Genomic DNA, 17953 nt, shown 5'->3' with positions numbered 1-17953 from the left:
AATTTTAAATGAGTGTCTATATCTTTATTTTAAAATAATTCTTACCATACTTATGTAAGCCAAAATGGGGGCAGATGTATTGAAAACAAACTTAAAGGCTGAGGTCTATCAAACATATTCTGGTATGGTTGATGAAGATGTAATACTAGAGGCTAGAGCAGGTGACCAACAAGCTCTGGAATATATTATTAACAAGTATAAAAGTTTTGTTAGGGCTAAAGCCAGAACATACTTTCTTATAGGTGCGGACAGAGAAGACATAATTCAGGAAGGAATGATTGGACTTTTTAAAGCTATACGAGACTTTAAAGGGGACAAGCTTTCATCCTTCAGGGCATTTGCAGAACTCTGTATTACCAGACAAATAATTACCGCTATTAAAACTGCTACCAGACAAAAACATATTCCGCTTAATTCATATGTATCTTTGAATAAGCCTATTTTTGACGAAGAATCTGACCGAACTTTGATGGATATAATCAGTGAGGAAAGCATAAGTGATCCGGAAGAGTTGATTATAAACAGGGAAGAGTTTAAAGGAATAGAAAGTAAGATGGGTGAGATTCTGAGTTCTCTTGAATGGGAGGTTTTGACCTCATACCTAGACGGAAAATCATACCAAGAGATTGCGGAAGATTTGGACAGGCATGTAAAATCTATTGATAATGCGCTACAGCGTGTAAAACGTAAATTGGAGAAATATCTAGAAGAACAAAAAGCCTAATTTGCTTAAATTGGAGTTTTCAGTACTGGACTATATAGCTTCCAACATGCTATAATACGTTCGTTCTAATGTCCCGTACTTGTGCGGGTGTAGTTCAATGGTAGAACATCAGCTTCCCAAGCTGACAGCGTGGGTTCGATTCCCATCACCCGCTCCAATATATGCTCCCATAGCTCAGTAGGCAGAGCGCATCCATGGTAAGGATGAGGTCATCGGTTCGATTCCGATTGGGAGCTCCACTAAAATAAAGGCTTCCGAGATTGTAAAATCTCGGAAGTTTTTATTTTGACAGAAATTTGACAGAAATAGGTCGGATTTTCGTTATCATTCTTAGGCATATCTCTCATATCACTTATGTATTTTATTTCCATTTAATTTATTCATATAAAGCTGAGAAAAATGCACGTAAAAAGCAGCAAAGATTGCTTACTTGCATATTAATTACGCCTACAACCCTGTTTGCTATTACGGCTAATTATATTTTAAGAGCATTACGGATTGAGAGTATATGGAGATATAATGCGATAACAATATCGGGTGCTTTCATAATATTCGTATATGCAAGCTTTAGGTATGGAGTTATGGGGGTTAGAGTTAAATTTGAAAAATATCGTTTGGACAGTACTATTAAGGCTATAACCTCAGGAACATCAATTATGAATCATAGTATAAAGAATGAGATTATAAAAATAGGAATGTGTACAAATACGATTAAATCCAAGCTTAAAAATCAAAATATCAATATCCCGGATATTGACGAAAATATTGGATTTATTCTTGATTCTAGTGATTACCTTACAAAGATGGTTAAGCATATTCAGAAGCATATTCAAGAGATTACCTTGAACGAGCAGGTTAATAATGTTAAGGATATATTTACAAACTCTATAAACATGGTAATTCCATTTATCAAAAATAAAGAAATCATACTGGAAAACAATTTTGACAATGACCTTTTTATTAAATGTGATAGCCTTCATATTCAGGAAGTGTTTCATAATATATTAAAAAATGCCATAGAAGCGATGGAAAAGGCAGGTAAACTCAAGATAGATACTGTTTCAAATAAATCAACATTTATTATTGCTATAAGTGACATTGGATGTGGAATATCAAAAGAAAATCTTCCTTATGTATTTGATCCGTTTTTTTCTACAAAACGAACCAGTAATAATTTTGGACTGGGGCTATCATACTGTGTTAACGTTATGAACTTACATGGTGGTAAATTGGAAGTAATCAGCGAAAAAAATGTGGGAACAACGATACAAATTATTTTTCATAAAAGTAGAGTATCCGGTTTGCTTGATAAGCTAATCAAAAGGAGTTTGGTCAATGGATAAAATACAGGTAATGATAGTTGAGGATGATCCTGCATGGATTAAAATATGTTAATGTCAATCAAAATTTAGGCCACTTACCGGAGTAAAATCAGGCCACCATTTCATAAAAAATCAGTCATTATTTGCCTGCTTGGAAAGAGCCTGCTTAAACCTGTAGCTTTCACCATTGATGTTCAGTATGTGTGCATTATGGGTCAGGCGGTCAAGCAGGGCAGCTGTCATTTGTTCATCGCCTAACACCTCCGTCCATTTTGGAAATTCTAAGTTTGTAGTTATGATCAGGCTGCCTCTCTCATATCGGGAGGAGCAGAACTGGAACAATAATTCAGCTCCGACTTTATTGAAGGGCACATAGCCCAATTCGTCAAGGATCACTAATTGCGGCGCCAGCCATTGCTTTTCGAACTTGTTAAGACGATATTCCTGCTGTGCTGCAAGCAATTCATTTATCAAACCAGCTGCCGTATAGAATTTGACCTTCATACCCTGCCGACAAGCCTCGTAACCGAGCGCAGTTGCAATATGGGTTTTCCCTACTCCGGAGTTGCCTATCAAAATGACATTTTCTCTTCTTCGGATATATTCTCCCTGCATGAGTTTCAATACCCGTGGTTTGTTCAAAGAAGGTATGGCAAGGAAGTCAAAGCTTTCAATCGTTTTGATTACGGGGAAGCCCGCTTGTCGTATCCCTCTCTGAATCCGGTTGTTCTCCCGCTGGTGTACTTCCTGCTCCAGCACACACAGCAGATATTCTTCATAATCCAGATTGTTGTCTGCGGCTTCTCTTGCCAGGGATTCATAGGTTTTTGCCACCTGAGGCATTTTTAGCTTCTTCAAGTAAGTTTCAATAAGCATTTTATTGACCGGCATTATTGCCCACCTCCTGACATGAGAGCGCTGTATTTGCTGAGATCAGGAGGTATTACAACAACCTCGGGGATGCCCTGAAGCTTGTCTTTGCTGACAGGAGCCGTCTTAGGATTGCCTGAGACCAGCAGCTGTCCTAATATGTTAAATAAACCGTCATAACTGTATACATTGTATGCCATAGCTATTTCAATAGCTTCTGTCACCAGTGCCGTAGGGTAATCCCTGTGCAGCATAAGTATCTTTACGAATTCCCTGTTGCCTCTCGGACTTCTTGCATTTAAGCTTCGACGATACTGCTCATAAACGGGTGCCAGCATCTGAGGTTTATATACTTTTGTGTTGCCCAGGGCGCGTGATTTTTGCAGCAGCAGTTCCAGATAGTGATCAAGCTTTATCTGCTCCTGGTATCGTCCGTATATCCTTGGATGGCTTGCTATCATTGTCCCTTTGTATAGTATTTTTACTTCATCTGCTGTAGCTTTAACAGTGACTTTCTCTCCCACATATATCGTGGGAACAGAGTATCGGTTAGTTTCAAACTGTACCATAGAATAGCGGTTGACCTTTGCTTCTTTATACCTCGCGCCATCAAACCTTACTGTCGGTAATGGCCTCAAAGCAGCCCTTTCCGCCTCCCATTTCGGATTACTTTCCAAAATCTTTATGCATTCGTTGTGCAGATATTCATTCAACTCCTCAAAGGAATCAACCTCAGGGTAGGGTACGAAGAACCTTCGCACAGCCTCTTTGCCTGCATTCTCCACACCGCCTTTATCGCTTCCCTTTGCTGGCCGGCAGAATGAAGATTCATAAAGGTAATGGGTACGTAAGGCGATAAATTGCTCCTGTTCTTCTCTGTTGCTGCCTTCGAGTATCTTCTTCACTGCCGTTTTTAGATTGTCATATGCTATCTTGTATGGTACACCGTTCATAAACTCAAAGCATTTGATATGCCCATCAAAAAATGCTTCCTGTTTCTCAAAAGGGTATGCTCTTACGTAGAATCCGCCTGATCCTCTCAACTTCATTACAAACAAATGTGCCTTGGTTTCTTTGCCTTTCAGATAAAAGTATGCTTCTGTCCAGTCCACTTCTGCATAGGCCCCCAGTTCGAACTCCAATGGCAGGAAAGCTTCCTTTTGCTTTCTGTATTCCTTCCTCAGGTAATCCATTACAGTATTGTATCCGCCCAAGAAGCCTTCTTTTTTAAGTGTCTCAAATATTTTAGTCCCTGTGTGACGCTGCTTACGATGCCTTGTTTTATCGTCTTCTATTATTTGCTTGATCATTGGTATGTATGGGCCTAATACCGGATGGCTACGTTCTTTTGTCAACTTATATTTCGGCGGTTTTGGTTCATCCATGGAAATATATTTTGAGATCGTATCCCTGTGCATTCCAGTTCTGCGGCTTATTTCCCTGATACTTAGGTCTTCCATGAAGTACATTTTTCTGATATCCTCTAATTGTGCCATCTTAATCATATCCTTTCCTCCTGTACGATGATGCTGTCAACATAATCATACAGGAAATTTGATTAAGGTGGCCTAATTTTTTACCGGTATGTGGTACAATTTTAGAGTAGCACTAACATAAAATATTAAATTCTTTTCTTTCGCAGGAGGATGATATATTTGTTAAAGCTTCAGCAAACAGTAAAGTCGAGGCTGTACGGCTGGCAGCAGATATCAAAATAGATGTAATAATTATGGACATTAACTTGTCGGAAAACCTTAAGGATGGGGTGGCTGCAGCACTTGAAATAAAGGAATTTTCCAATGCTAAAATAATCATGCTTACTTCGTATAACGATGACGAATTAATCAAAGATTCCTTTGAAGTTGGGGCTGTAGATTACCTTCTAAAAGAAGATTATTTGGACTTGCCAAACACAATAAGAAAAACTTTCAACAATCGCTCGTCAATACAGGTAATTCTTGATGATTATGCAAGACTTAAAAAAGATGAAAGGTTAAGGGAATTGACAACAGCAGAAAAAGAAGTATTTGAACTTATGGAACAAGGGCTTTCCCATTCACAAATTGCTGCAAAATTATCAAAGACAAACAACACGTTGCGTACACAGGTCAAGAATATACTAAAAAAACTTGGAGCTAAAAATAGTAAAGAAGCTATTAAAAAAATAAAATTTAAAGGTCTTTTCGAAAAATATAACTACAAAAATTAAAATTTCAAGAGTAGTTAGGGGCTATAATATATCACCCCTGACGCTGACATGGGAGTATAAAAGATAACTATAGTAAGCTAAAAGATAATGGTATATAATATGTGTCAACATCTACTTACAAAATTATACTTGACTAGGGGAATATGTAAAATAGTATGATAGAATCAGGAAAAGAACTTAAATTAGAAAATGTCTTGTCACTCAGAAAAAGAATGACACAAGAAGAAATAAACAATGAAATGTCCCAAATGGTAAATTTCTTCAGGATAATGGAATAAAAAAAGCCGGACCGATTGTTACCGTAACTTTTGCAATTGAAGAACATTGTGGACAAACTATTATGGATATGGAAATTCTTATTCCAATAGATAAGAATTTTGAATTTTCAGGTGAATACATATTTAAACCATTATTTCACATATTTGATGCTGTATATGCAAGGCATGAAGGTAATCCGGCAACATTACAAAATACATATAATGAGATACTTGCATTCATACAACAGAATAAATTACAACAGATAACGGCAGGTTATAATGTTCAGGTTAAAGATCTTTTGCCAGGAATGACTGCTGATGAAATGGCAATTGATGTTTATATAGGTGTAAGTCGCAATGTCCTGTAATTATCTGCTGTAAACCCCATGGGACAGTAGTTAATATAAACTATGAATGTAAAAACTTTATTATTGAAGTTTATGCGCAGAATGGATAGAAGTGGATACATTTGTAAAAAAATCAGTAAAAGTGAGGTAGAAATTATGACATATGCTATGAACTTAAACAATATTGGTTTTGCTGAGTTAACACAGGATGAAATGATGTGTGTTGATGGAGGGAACCTTTTTGGTGATGTTTGCAAAGTTGTTACTTGTGCTACTGTAAGTGCGGTAATTGGCGCTATAGTTTCTCCATATGCTACACCAGCAGGAGGATATATAGCAGGAGTAGTATCATATGAGATAATATCCCAAGCGTGGGATAAAGCTTTCAAATAGGATAGGAGGTGCAAGTTATGGGAGACTTCATTGAATTAAATTATGAAGAAATTCAAGCTATAGAAGCTGGCGGATTATTGTCTGCGGTTTGTGGAGCAGCAGCAGGTGCCATTGTTGGATTGTATGTTGGTGGTACCGCAGTAGCAATAAGTGGAGATTCAAAAAAATATTGCCCAGTCTGTAATCGCGGGTGCATCAACAGGATTATGGGTGGGGTTGGGCTGCCCTATTCCGTAATTAAATAATTTAAGAACCAGATATGCGGATTAAAATTATTCTGCATATTTGGTTCTGGATTTTTACTGGTACATTATTAATTACAGGCACTGAACGCATTAGTGAGAATTAATATATATAATAAATAAAATGTCTAGGGAGAATTTTATTATGAGTGTTAAGGATAAGTTATTATTAAAAAAGATATTTAAAAAATTCATACCAATGTGTATTGCTATATTAGGATTATATCTTTTAGATATATATTATTTTAGACGGGATGAATTCAGGATCAGTTATGTAATAATTATAGTAATAACTTGTTTTGCTGTTGTGACCATATCAAGTATTGTAAATACAAAAAAAGATAATAATGGAGTTAGCTAATGCAAACCCCATTCAAACATTTCTACTGTGTCAAGCAGCATGACATCACAGATTGCGGTGCCGCATGTCTGGCTACTATAAGCAAGCAGTACGGCTTTAAAACTTCAATAACAAAAATAAGGGAGATTGCAGGAACCGACAAGCAAGGTACAAATGAATATGGAGTGATAAAGGCTGCTGAGAGTCTTGGCTTCACAGTAAAGGGAGTAAAGGGAAATCAGGAGGCCTTTTTTTCTGAGTTTCCTCTGTCATGCATAGCACATGTTGTTGTCGAAGGTACAAAAGTTATTAGATACGATCTCAAATGCTAAAACCCAAGAATATAATTCTTTGGTATTTTCGTCTTATTCCAGCATAAAGCAAGCAAAAGAATCAGAACCTCAACGAATGTATGATGCACTGCTGGCAGCAAAAGAAAGCACTACCCGCTTGATTGATGAATTATAAAGTCTTTATCACAACATTCGAACCTATCATCGTCAAATTAGCGAAGTTAATGGAATCAATGAGTTGCTTAGAGATCACTTTGAAGAATATAAGTCTCTCATAGATCGGATTTATCACCCGCTCAAAACGCAAAAGCAGTTACAGGGAGATCAAATAGCTGAAAAATTGAGTTTAAAAGAATATATTGATTCGTTCACGGAGGAGCAGGTAAAAGGAAGCAAATAAATAGAGCCACCCTATAGGGTGGCCACTGGAAAAGTTTTGCAATTGGCAGTATATTCAGAGCGCGAGTAGCGCATACCAGTAACATGCCCTTATAAGGCTTAATCAAGCCACTAGCTAAGTGGTAATTGACTTTGTGTGCTCTGACTTATTTAAAGTACTGACCTCAATTCATAACAAGCTTCTTGAAGAATGCCGTGAACAGTTTATTGAAGACAATGATCATCATGAACAGGTATATCAAGTAATGAACAGGATGGATTTAATCAGCAAATTCTAGAAAGAGACTATAATGAATGGAAAACTTCTAGTAAATATTGACAATAAAACGTTAATTGAAAAGTTAAATTCCACTGTAAATTTTAATTCCACAATGAAGAGTAAATTCCACTAAATCAAGTCTTTGAACTATATTCTTTGTGCCTGAAATATAGTATAATAAGCATACAGAAAATTGCTCTGAAGAAAAAATTGCATGGCAAACAGCCGACTGGAGGATTTTTTGTAAAACTAAATTCCACTCGGAATAGAGTTGATATTGAGGTTTCTATCCGCAGTTTTAACTCTTGGTTTGTGTTTCTATTTCAGCAGTTTTGGTTTTAGGATGATATCGTCGCAGGATATCTCTCTTAGTCCGAATGCATTTAATGCATGTTTTTCCAGTAGCAATTGAGCCAGTTTTAATGGGGTTCTTCCATTTAGACTGGCTCTTGCTGTACTGTTAATATGATTTGCAAGTCTTGTTACATCCCATTGCGTTAGTTTATCAAAGGATGAGCCTTTGGGAAGAACAGAACGTATATATTCGTGGTTCTTTTCTATACCTGGTTTTTGCCACGAAGCCATAGGAACACAAAAAAATATGGATGTGCGTATGGTATTATCAATCCCACATTCCAGTCCTTCTGGGTTTGAAAATTCCGTACCTCTGTCTGTTAAAATAACTGGAAATGTGTTGTAGAAGCCGATAGGAGACATTTTTTCTTCCAGATGGTCAAATGTTTTTTTAACAGAAGTTGCTGTCTTATCTGGCAATAGATAAATTAACATCAATTTGCAGCTGCGAAAGAATAATGTAAGTAGTACTTTTCGGCTACCCTCACAACCGACTACTGTATCCATTTCAACAACATTCGTCTCTGGATGGGATTCCATATATTTCATGAAATTATTATAAGTTCGTCCTTCAAAAATCCCTGTATCTTTGGCTTTTGGTCTGTATTGTTTGCGAGGCTTATACTTTACTTTTCTGGGGAGATCAATGTTTTTCACAGATAACACACCAGATGCAATATAATTATAAATTGTTTTTTCAGAGCATTTTATTTCGGGATGATTTTTAAGTATTTGGTACGGAGTCTGCCCTGCAAAATTAAAGGTGTGACAATTGCATCCATCTGATTAAGTGAATCTTCAGATATATTGATTCCATTTCTAGATTCAACAAGGATAGTCTTATATTGACGATTAGCCTGAGTTGCTTTGTAGAAATATTTATCAAGCCTGCATCCAGCTTTTTTAGAACAACCGTTACAAACAAAAGGAGCCTTTAATACTTTACTGCATATTTCATTTTTAAACTGGTCACAATGGGTATTACAAGCATTACATGTTCTGCATTGCTTCTTACAAGCAACAGTACGTTTGCAGACATTTGTAAGGCCACATTTACCACGATGAACACAATGATTATGGGATACAAAATTGTTTCTAGAAGTAAGAGAACGGTGTTTCTTGACTTCCTTTGAAACAGTAGTAGGGTCTTTGCACAAATATTTCGCAATCACTTTAAAAGGTAAATTGTTGTCTAGTGATTTTTCAATAAAAATCCTATTATCTAGGGTAAGATGTTTTTGGTTTCCTGGTATTAAATTAGACATAATTAACTCCTTTCACTGCGGATTGGGAAACCAAAATTAATTATACATGAAGTAGTGGAATTTACGTAAGACTAAATTCTACTCTAATTTTTTAAAAGTGGAATTTACTTTTTCATTCAACAATTGATAACAAAAATACATGAAAATGTTGCCTTATAATAGATTTTCTGGTATAATAGGATAAGAAATTAAAATATGTATTTAATTGTTATTATAGGAAAATATTATAACATATTCTTAAGATTCTAAAAAGCACTTATCGCACAATAATCGTAGCCAGTGCTCGTTATCTGAAGATAAGGAAAATACAGTAAAATCTTTATAGTTTATTTTATATCTAATAAACGAAAGGGGAAGCTATGCTTTTTTAGAATAATTAAAGGCCGGTTTTACTTTAGTTTAAGAAAAGTCAGTAGTATTCTTCAATAAGTTAAAATGGATAGTGAGTGGATATTTGATAGCATTGCATAGAAATATGCAGTGTTTTTTAAATATGTATTCTATTCACTCTCAAATATAACTCCAAGTAAATTTTGAAAGTATTTATGATGGGACCCTGTAGTGACGAATTATTGTAGAGAATAAAGTGTTTACTGTGTTTGCTGTTTCAGGTCTAAGAGCAAAAAAAATAATATAAACTTACATAAAGGGAAGGATATTTTGTTTAAATTTAAAAATTATAAAAAAGATGCCGAGTATACATATACCTTTGGAGCTTATCCTACTATTGAGCTTCTAAAGTTAATGCCGGGTGTTATATTAAAAGTATTTATTTCAACAAGCTTTTATAAGAGCGAATTCTTTAATAATCTAAATGAGATATGTATAAGGGAAAGAGTAGAAGTAGTTACAGATGACAAATTTATTCAAAGAATATCTCCAAAGGAAAATTGTTTGGTTGTTGGTGTTTTAAAAAAGTACAATTCAAAAATTAATGCATCAAATAATCATGTTGTCTTAGTTAACCCAAGTAATATGGGAAATTTGGGGACAATTATTCGAACATTAGTTGGATTTGGAATTAGCGATTTGGCGCTTGTCCGTCCGGCGGTTGATATATTTGACCCAAAAGTTATAAGGGCTTCAATGGGGGCATTATTTAGTATTAATTTTGAGTACTATAATGAATTTGACGAGTATCTGAGTTTTGCAGGTAATCATAATTTATATATGTTCATGCTGGATGGTAAAGAAAAGCTTCACGAGATTAACCAGAAAGATAATATCAAATATCCTTTTTCATTAGTTTTTGGAAATGAGTCAAGAGGACTACCAAAGGAATTCAGTAATTATGGTGTTAGTTTAGCTATATCACAGAATGACTGTATTGACTCATTAAGTCTTCAAATAGCTGTGAGCATTGCAGCTTATGAATTTACGAAGGAACTTGTATAATGAAAAAAATAAAAATATATGGTATTGGTGGCCAGGGAGTTGTAACAGCATCTAAACTAATATGTAGTTTGGCATGTATTTATGAAAATAAATATGCTAAAATCATACCGGCTTATGGACATGAAAGAAGAGGTGCGCCTGTTTCTTCAGATGTTTATATTGACGAAAAGCCAATACTTCTTAATACATTTATATATGAGCCAGATATTGTTATGTTGTTCGATCCATTTATAAAAAATAACGGAATTGATATATCTAAAGGAATACACCAAGACACAATACTCATTGTTAATTCGTCAGAAAGTACTATTTTCACGAAATATTCATTTAAAAATATATATTATGTTGATGCATCTCAATTATCTATGGACAGATTACAACAGGATAGGGCAAATATTCCAATGCTTGGAGCGCTAGCACAAGCAGGAGCTGTGGGTTTGGAGAGCCTTGTAGAATGTATTAAGGATATATTTGATCGAAATATTGGTAAAGTCTATGAAGGACTTATAAGAGAGGCCTATGAAAAAACAAAAATTACTTAATTGCTTGCTAGGACCGGTTGCAACCAAGTTTGACAATGCTCCTGTAGGTAATTGGAAGACCGTCAAGCCTGTTATCAATAATGGTAAGTGTATTATGTGTAGACAATGTGAGGAGTATTGTCCAACTGGGATAATAAGTATTGATAACGAAAATAAGATTTCTATAGACTATAATTTTTGTAAAGGTTGCGGCATCTGTGCAAATATTTGTAGAAAAAATTATATTTTAATGGTGAAGAATGAATAAGTATACAAAATCAAATAAAGAAATGTTGGACGGTAATGGCGCGGCTGCCCAGGCTATGAAACTCGCAAGAGTATCTGTTATTGCTGCTTATCCTATTACACCGCAAAGTCCTATTGTAGAAAAACTTTCTACAATGGTGGACAAAAAAGAGATAAGCTGCAAATACACATGTGTGGAGTCAGAACATTCTGCGTTATCCTATATTATTGGAGCTCAGTTAGCCGGTGTTAGAACTGGTACTGCGACATCATCTGTTGGCCTGGCCTTAATGCATGAAGTACTTGGTGTTGCTTCAGGCTGCAGGCTTCCTATTGTTATGCCTGTGGTTAATAGGGCACTGGTATCCCCTTGGAGTCTATGGTGTGATCATCAGGATACAATGGCTGAACGAGACTCAGGCTGGATGCAATTTTATGCTGAGAATACACAAGAAGTATTAGACTTAATGCTTATGGGGTATAAAATTGCTGAACATTGTAAAGTGATGCTGCCTCTTATGGTGTGTATGGATGGTTTTTTTGTATCCCACTCCCTTCAACAGGTATGGCTTCCGTCTCAAGAGTCTGTGGACGCTTTTTTGCCTCCATATACGCCTAAAAACTTATTTCTTGATATGAATAACCCTATGCTGATAAACAATTTGATTCCACCTGAGGAATTTACGGAAATGCGTTATCAGCAAGAAATAGCTTTTAATAATGCAATTGATATTATTTCATCAGTTCAGAATGAATTCAATGATATATTCCACCGAGACTATGACATGGTGAGTACATATAGGTGTGATGGTGCTCAGGCGGTCATTGTGAGTATGGGCTCTTCCTGTGGTACAGTCAAACATGTTGTCAACAAACTTAGGAATAACGGAATTAGGGTAGGGGCGATAAAGGTTACGTGCTTCAGACCATTTCCATATAAAAAACTAAAGGCTATATTGAAGGAAATAAAATGTATAGGGGTCTTAGATAGGAGTGCGGGATTGGGAGCAGAATTTGGGCCACTTTGCATGGAGATAAAAAATTTAATAGGAGACGACAAGTGTAAAGTTAAGAACTTTATAACAGGCTTGGGTGGAAGAGACATAACGGAAAAAATCATTGAGCATATCTTCTACGGTTTATTAGACGATCAATTTAGTGATAAAAATTGGATAGATGTACAGCAAGATGCAATGAAAATAAGAAAGCTAAATAAAAAAGGTGGAAGTGTTTAAATATGAAAAAACTGAGAGAAATACTGAACTTTATATATGATGTAAAAAATGATGACCATGACGTTATGCTCACAAGGTATATTGCATATGAGTAATAATCTAGTAGCTAATGGTGTTAGTACTTGTGCAGGATGTGGGTTAGAAATTGCAATTAGATGTGTATTGGGTGTGTTGGGCGAAAAAACCATCATAGTAATTCCCCCCGGTTGCGCAGCGCTTTTTTCCGGTTATGGCAATTCCACAGCTCTAAAAATACCGGGATTTCAAGGTAATCTTGAGAACACTGCTGCATATGCGGCAGGAATCCGTGCTGGTCTTGATATTCGAGGCAAAGAAGACATAACAGTATTGGGATTCGCTGGAGATGGGGCAACAGTAGACATAGGGTTACAGTCGTTGTCCGGTATGCTTGAAAGAAGAGAAAGAGTGTTGTACATATGCTATGACAATGAAGCATATATGAATACTGGGATGCAAGGTAGTGGCTCAAGTCCTTACAGTGCGTGGACAACAACTACACCAGGGGGTAAGCTTACTCCCAAAAAAGATATGCTTAAAATTGTTGAGGCACATAATATACCATACGTAGCATCAGCTTCAATAGGTTATTTAAACGATTTGAAAAAAAAGGTTAAAACTGCTAAAGATGTGAATGGGCCTGCATATATTCATATACATACTCCTTGCCCTACGGGGTGGGGGTTTGATGCCAGTATGACAGTTGAGGTGGCAAGAAAAGCAGTGGAAACAGGGCTGTGGACACTTTACGAGATTATTGAAGGACAAAAAAAGATTAATATTCAAATATCAGAGAATATAAATACACTTAAATATCTAAAACTTCAAAAACGATTTAAAAAAGTAATTAAAGAGGATAGTACCCCTTAAAAATACATAAATAGGCTCTAGGGTATTTTCTTCAAAATGTATACTACAAAAGTATTTAGGCCATTGTACCAGTAAGCCTAATAATTGTATATCGGGTATCTATTCACTCAAGAACGAGAAGCACAATACTAAGTTTGTCCTTTCTGGCCATTTAACTTATACGGAAATTTCTAGGAGAGTACAGGACTATCATGGTAGCTGTGATTCAATAATATATAATGCAGGTAGGTTTGAAATATGAATACTAATAAAGAATCATCTATTTACTGGAACCCGTACATGGAAACCCTTGATGTAACCAAGATAAAAGAATTACAGTTTAAAAGGTTTAAAGATATTTTTACATTTGCATATCTAAACTCACCGGCATATAGGAATTTATATGATGCACATGGTGTAAATCCGGACATGATTAAGTGTTTCGATGATATAAATAAGGTTCCTATAGTTAACAAGGAATTTCTAGATAAAAATAAATCTAGTTCAATTTACGGTAATTTACTTGCCGTTCCAGAAGATGAGGTTGTTTTCTATCATCAAACAAGTGGTACAACGCATAATCCCATAAGACAACCTGACACCCTAGAGGATTGGTATTGGTGGGCTGAATGTTGGGCTACGGTTCTTTGGGCTCAGGGGATAAGGGAGAATGATAGAGTATTAATTGCCTTTAATTATAACTTGTTTATTGGTTTTTGGGGAGCTCACTACGGGTGTGAAAAAATCGGTGCTGAGATAGTATCGGCTGGAGGGCTTACATCTCAGCAAAGGATTGAAAAAATTCTGGAACTGGATATCACGACAATAATATCTACTCCAACATATATTTTTAGATTAATAGATGTAGCAAAAGAAAAAGGTATTGATTTAAGAAAAACTTCAGTAAAAAAGATTATATGTGCTGGTGAACCGGGTGCGTTGATCAATTCAACCAAAAAAGAAATAGAGTCACAATGGGATTGTGATGTTTACGATCATATCGGAGCAACTGAGATTGGAGCCTGGGGATTCGAATGTTCTGAAAAGTCAGGGGGACTCCACATAAATGAAAGTATGTTTTTAGTAGAAATACTAGATCTTGATACTCATGAAATAATTACAGAACCTAACAAATACGGCTATTTGGTAATAACTGCTTTACACAGGAAGGGTAGGCCGTGTATTCGATTTAATTCAAATGATTTGGCTTGCTGGCAGGATTTACCCTGTACGTGTAATCGGACATATAGGATGTTAAAAGGTGGCGTAAAGGGAAGAATAGATCATTTGATTAAAGTGCGTGGAACATTTGTTACCCCTGCGGTTATAGAAGACATCGTACAGAGCGAGGAAAAACTAGGAAGAGAATATATAATACAAGTCAGTGAAAAGATCAGAAAGTTAGAGCTTGTGGTAGAGACGGCTTGTGGAGTTGCAGATTCAGAATATGACGAAATAAGGGAAAGGCTGAGAGAAAGAATATATAGCAAAACTTTTCTTAACTTTGTTATTACATTAAAGAAAAATGGAGAATTACAAACAAATGAACTGAAATCCAAGCGCTACATAAATATAAAGGAGGAAACATAAATATGCTTGTAGCTGAGAATAGTAAAACTCATGAAGATATTGCCGATATACAAAGGCTAATTCAGAAGTTAGAGGAATCAGTCCAAGATTTAGTTCAAAGTGGTAATTCAATTCCATGCATTAAAAAAAATGCTAAACAGTTAAAGGTTCTGGTTGAAATATTAAAAATAGAGTGTATGGATATTTAAATGTGAGGTAAACCGAGTGAATAATAACTTATTTGATACATATCTTGAATCAATGAATTTTCTCAATGAAATAAGCGTTAAACATCCGTCAGCAATCTCATTCGGTTCCGGGAGACCAAATGAGGAATTCTTTAATGTAGAGGAAGTAGTCTTGGGAATAAAGGACTTTGTGAAAAAAAATAAACCCCGGAATATGGACGAAAATGCTTACTTTAATTATTTGGGACAATATAATTTCACAAAAGGCATAATAAATGAATATATAGCAAAACTTGTATACAATGACGAAGGTATAACTATAGATTCGGAAGATATTATCATAACTGATGGAGCACAGGAAGCAATGGCTATAGTTATAAATTCGCTTTTTTCATCTAAGAAGGATGTTCTTATGGTTAGCGAGCCTTCTTATATAGGTTTTATAGGGTATGCAAAAATAGCCGGAGTAAATGTATGTACAATTAAAAGAAAAAATCAAAGTATAGATATGGATGACTTAGAAGATACAGTTATTAATCTAATAAAACAGGGTAAAAAACCAAAAGTATTATACGAAGTCCCTGATTTTCATAATCCGACAGGTAGCTACATGCCTTTAAGTGAACGAAAAAAAATCATTGAATTAGCTGAAAAATATGACTTTTATATCGTAGAAGATAATCCTTATGGATATTATATTTATGATACAGAGAAAATACCCACTCTGAAAGCAATTGATAAATATAAAAGAGTAATTCATATAGGCAGTTTTTCAAAAACTATTTTTCCTTCTATGAGACTTGGGTATTTACTTGCAGATGGAAAGATAAAGCATAATAATGTATCGTATAGTCTTTCCGAGATGTTAAAAAAGGTGAAAAGCTTTATCACTGTTAATTCATCAGTAATTCTTCAGGCAATGCTAGGTGCAGTTTTAGAAAAGGAAAATTATTCTCTGAAAGCATTGTGTAAACCAAAAGTTGAAAGTTGTATGAAAAATAGAAATATATTAATAGATACTATTGGACGGTGCATTGGACATGGCCTGAATTGGCAAAAACCGTTAGGAGGATTTTTTATGAGTTTGGACATTCCGTTCTCATTAACGGATAGCTTAATTCTTGAATGTGTTGAAAAATACTCCGTTATAGTTTGCCCTATGTATATGTTTTGTATAAATAAGAGCCAAGGAACAAATCAAATAAGGATAGCATTCAGCAATCTTACGGAAAAGCAAATCGAAGATGGTTTAGAAAGACTGGCTAAGTTTATCAGGAGTAAGTCATGAAAATTGATGCAAATAATGTAGAGGATATTATTGGTTTATCATTTATGCAGGAAGCAATGCTTTTTGATTATATTGCTAATGAGGGCAAAGACCAATATTTTGAACAGATTCATATTAAACTTGTGGGGAATGTGGTATTTCCCTTATGCATAAAAGCGTGGCAGCACGTAGTAGACAGTAATGGAGCTTTGAGGACAATCTTTCGGTGGGAAGGGTTAAGGTCACCTGTACAGATTATTCTTAAGAAAAATGATGTTGAAATTACTTACTACGATCTAAGTGAGATACAAGATTCTAAAAGTATAAGTGAAAGAATAGAGCAAATCAAATTTGATGAAATAAGTAAAGGATTTGATCTGGCAACAGTTCCATTTCGCATAACTTTCTGTTGCGAGGAAAGTAATTTGCTTCACATGATAATTAATATCCATCATATTATATATGATGGATGGAGTAATGGAATTCTATTAAAAGAATTTGTACAAGCATATATTAGTTTAAGCCAGAACAAAAGTCTTCCAAGAGTGTATAAGACAAGTTATAAGGAGTTTGTCAAATTATCAAAGAAGCAAAAAAATGCAGAAAGCTTCTGGAAAAAATACTTGAACAAGATTGATACTATACAGACTACAAAAAGAGAGCCAGATAATGATACTAAATCCTATGATATTGGAGCTTACGACTCAATAATAAGCAAACAAATACTTGACAAGTTAAATTGTATTGCAATGGAAAATCAGATAACTGTATCATCTATATTATTTACAGTTTGGGGTTTGTGTCTTCAAAAAAAAAGCTATACTGATGATATTATTTTTGGAACTGTAGTGTCAGGCAGAAATTCTTTAATAAAAGATGTAGATAAAATTATTGGTCTGTTTATCAATACTATACCTTTAAGAGTCAAAGTAAAGCCAAAAGACACTATAATAGATCTTCTAACTAGAGTTAATAAGGAGATTGAAGCCAGAAGTGATTTTGAACAAGTTCCTATTTCAGAGATAAAGAAATATGTTTCGTGTAATAAAAATGAGGAACTGTTTGATTCAATTATGGTTATTGAAAATTATCCTGTAGATATGGAATTTTTGTTTAATAACAATATTCTGAGGGTTATTGATTATCAAAACAATAGATTGAAAACCAGTTTTCCTATAACTTTTGAAATACGATTGTTTCAAGAGTGTGAGGTAAGTATTAAATATAGAAAAGATATTTATGAAAATCAAGAAGTGGAAAAAATGATGAAGAGCTTTATGCAAATTATTGTAGACTTGATAGACAATCCTAAATGCTTAGTGGAAAATCTTGTTTATACTGGCAATGTATTAGAGGAGTTTATTCCCAATATTGAGTTCGATTTTAAATAA

At 35.0% G+C, this 17953-nt stretch carries 22 protein-coding genes, 2 tRNA genes and 2 pseudogenes; 22 read left to right on the top strand and 4 right to left on the bottom strand.

From position 1 onward, the window contains the following. The first annotated feature begins 79 nt into the window (after positions 1 to 79). From sigH to K412_RS0107390, 4 genes are all read left to right on the top strand, one after another. Positions 80 to 724, top strand: coding sequence for an RNA polymerase sporulation sigma factor SigH (sigH, locus tag K412_RS0107405; protein WP_024832507.1), 645 nt, complete (start codon positions 80 to 82; stop codon positions 722 to 724). Between the two features lie 83 nt (positions 725 to 807). Further along, positions 808 to 881, top strand: a tRNA-Gly gene (locus K412_RS0107400). Positions 882 to 887: 6 nt separating this feature from the next. Beyond that, a tRNA-Thr gene (locus K412_RS0107395) sits at positions 888 to 963 on the top strand. A 342-nt stretch (positions 964 to 1305) separates the two neighbouring features. Next, positions 1306 to 2067: a sensor histidine kinase gene (locus tag K412_RS0107390; protein WP_051461023.1), complete on the top strand. Its 762-nt coding sequence runs from the start codon at positions 1306 to 1308 to the stop codon at positions 2065 to 2067. A 111-nt stretch (positions 2068 to 2178) separates the two neighbouring features. On the opposite strand, the gene istB is transcribed toward K412_RS0107390, so the two are convergent. Together istB and istA are read right to left on the bottom strand one after the other, a co-directional pair. After that, a complete protein-coding gene (gene istB, locus K412_RS0107385; RefSeq protein WP_024832078.1) occupies positions 2179 to 2937 on the bottom strand; it encodes an IS21-like element ISCth9 family helper ATPase IstB in 759 nt (252 codons plus the stop codon). Beyond that, the gene (gene istA, locus K412_RS0107380) at positions 2937 to 4421 is read right to left on the bottom strand and encodes an IS21 family transposase (protein WP_024831343.1); all 1485 of its coding nucleotides are present in this window, start codon (positions 4419 to 4421) and stop codon (positions 2937 to 2939) included. Before istA ends, istB begins: the two co-directional genes overlap by 1 nt. 113 nt (positions 4422 to 4534) lie before the next feature. On the opposite strand from istA, the gene K412_RS0107375 reads away from it, so the two are divergent. The 9 genes and pseudogenes from K412_RS0107375 to K412_RS22300 all read left to right on the top strand — a co-directional run bounded on the left by K412_RS0107375 (position 4535) and on the right by K412_RS22300 (position 7674). Next, positions 4535 to 5125, top strand: a complete 591-nt coding sequence (locus K412_RS0107375) for a response regulator (protein ID WP_051461022.1) — start codon at positions 4535 to 4537, stop codon at positions 5123 to 5125. Positions 5126 to 5280: 155 nt separating this feature from the next. After that, positions 5281 to 5403, top strand: a complete 123-nt coding sequence (locus tag K412_RS22895) for a hypothetical protein (protein WP_278244536.1) — start codon at positions 5281 to 5283, stop codon at positions 5401 to 5403. Between the two features lie 62 nt (positions 5404 to 5465). Next, the gene (locus tag K412_RS22725; RefSeq protein ID WP_242835573.1) at positions 5466 to 5750 is read left to right on the top strand and encodes a GyrI-like domain-containing protein; all 285 of its coding nucleotides are present in this window, start codon (positions 5466 to 5468) and stop codon (positions 5748 to 5750) included. Positions 5751 to 5885: 135 nt separating this feature from the next. Further along, positions 5886 to 6122, top strand: coding sequence for a Blp family class II bacteriocin (locus K412_RS0107365; protein ID WP_054750424.1), 237 nt, complete (start codon positions 5886 to 5888; stop codon positions 6120 to 6122). Positions 6123 to 6139: 17 nt separating this feature from the next. Continuing rightward, the gene (locus tag K412_RS0107360) at positions 6140 to 6367 is read left to right on the top strand and encodes a hypothetical protein (protein WP_024832503.1); all 228 of its coding nucleotides are present in this window, start codon (positions 6140 to 6142) and stop codon (positions 6365 to 6367) included. A gap of 142 nt (positions 6368 to 6509) precedes the next feature. Next, the gene (locus K412_RS0107355) at positions 6510 to 6725 is read left to right on the top strand and encodes a hypothetical protein (protein ID WP_024832502.1); all 216 of its coding nucleotides are present in this window, start codon (positions 6510 to 6512) and stop codon (positions 6723 to 6725) included. Then, a pseudogene (locus K412_RS0107350) lies at positions 6725 to 7006 on the top strand (cysteine peptidase family C39 domain-containing protein); the annotation flags it as partial. The gene K412_RS0107355 and the pseudogene K412_RS0107350, both read left to right, overlap by 1 nt. Continuing rightward, positions 6987 to 7397: pseudogene (locus K412_RS23040) on the top strand (Wadjet anti-phage system protein JetA family protein). The pseudogenes K412_RS0107350 and K412_RS23040, both read left to right, overlap by 20 nt. A gap of 133 nt (positions 7398 to 7530) precedes the next feature. Beyond that, a complete protein-coding gene (locus tag K412_RS22300; RefSeq protein WP_157833818.1) occupies positions 7531 to 7674 on the top strand; it encodes a hypothetical protein in 144 nt (47 codons plus the stop codon). 299 nt (positions 7675 to 7973) lie between these two features. On the opposite strand, the gene K412_RS22720 is transcribed toward K412_RS22300, so the two are convergent. Further along, complete coding sequence (locus K412_RS22720; RefSeq protein ID WP_242835682.1) at positions 7974 to 8687, bottom strand: IS30 family transposase; 714 nt, start codon at positions 8685 to 8687, stop codon at positions 7974 to 7976. Between the two features lie 29 nt (positions 8688 to 8716). Then, on the bottom strand, positions 8717 to 9274 hold the full coding sequence (locus tag K412_RS22715) for a helix-turn-helix domain-containing protein (RefSeq protein ID WP_242835571.1): 558 nt from the start codon (positions 9272 to 9274) through the stop codon (positions 8717 to 8719). Between the two features lie 660 nt (positions 9275 to 9934). Between K412_RS22715 and K412_RS0107335 the strand changes: the two genes are divergently transcribed. The 9 genes from K412_RS0107335 (at position 9935) to K412_RS0107290 (ending at position 17953) form a co-directional block, all read left to right on the top strand. After that, entirely contained in the window at positions 9935 to 10669 is a 735-nt protein-coding gene (locus K412_RS0107335; protein ID WP_024832500.1) for a TrmH family RNA methyltransferase, read from the top strand. Then, positions 10669 to 11211: a 2-oxoacid:acceptor oxidoreductase family protein gene (locus tag K412_RS0107330; protein ID WP_024832499.1), complete on the top strand. Its 543-nt coding sequence runs from the start codon at positions 10669 to 10671 to the stop codon at positions 11209 to 11211. The genes K412_RS0107335 and K412_RS0107330 overlap by 1 nt, the downstream gene beginning before the upstream one ends. Further along, positions 11189 to 11458: a 4Fe-4S binding protein gene (locus K412_RS0107325; protein WP_024832498.1), complete on the top strand. Its 270-nt coding sequence runs from the start codon at positions 11189 to 11191 to the stop codon at positions 11456 to 11458. The genes K412_RS0107330 and K412_RS0107325 overlap by 23 nt, the downstream gene beginning before the upstream one ends. Then, a complete protein-coding gene (gene porA, locus K412_RS0107320; RefSeq protein WP_024832497.1) occupies positions 11451 to 12671 on the top strand; it encodes a pyruvate ferredoxin oxidoreductase in 1221 nt (406 codons plus the stop codon). Before K412_RS0107325 ends, porA begins: the two co-directional genes overlap by 8 nt. Positions 12672 to 12758: 87 nt before the next feature. Next, entirely contained in the window at positions 12759 to 13559 is an 801-nt protein-coding gene (locus K412_RS20585; RefSeq protein WP_034847838.1) for a thiamine pyrophosphate-dependent enzyme, read from the top strand. A 237-nt stretch (positions 13560 to 13796) separates the two neighbouring features. Beyond that, positions 13797 to 15128: a phenylacetate--CoA ligase family protein gene (locus K412_RS0107305; protein WP_024832496.1), complete on the top strand. Its 1332-nt coding sequence runs from the start codon at positions 13797 to 13799 to the stop codon at positions 15126 to 15128. A gap of 2 nt (positions 15129 to 15130) precedes the next feature. Then, the gene (locus K412_RS0107300; RefSeq protein ID WP_024832495.1) at positions 15131 to 15316 is read left to right on the top strand and encodes a hypothetical protein; all 186 of its coding nucleotides are present in this window, start codon (positions 15131 to 15133) and stop codon (positions 15314 to 15316) included. Positions 15317 to 15332: 16 nt separating this feature from the next. Further along, a complete protein-coding gene (locus K412_RS0107295; RefSeq protein ID WP_024832494.1) occupies positions 15333 to 16583 on the top strand; it encodes an aminotransferase-like domain-containing protein in 1251 nt (416 codons plus the stop codon). Next, entirely contained in the window at positions 16580 to 17953 is a 1374-nt protein-coding gene (locus tag K412_RS0107290) for a condensation domain-containing protein (protein WP_024832493.1), read from the top strand. Before K412_RS0107295 ends, K412_RS0107290 begins: the two co-directional genes overlap by 4 nt.

Origin of the sequence: Ruminiclostridium josui JCM 17888, assembly GCF_000526495.1 — a bacterium.
GTDB classification, from domain to species: Bacteria; Bacillota; Clostridia; order Acetivibrionales; family DSM-1351; genus Ruminiclostridium; species Ruminiclostridium josui.
Note: the sequence above shows the minus strand (reverse complement) of the source record. Positions and strands in the feature narration are given on the sequence as shown.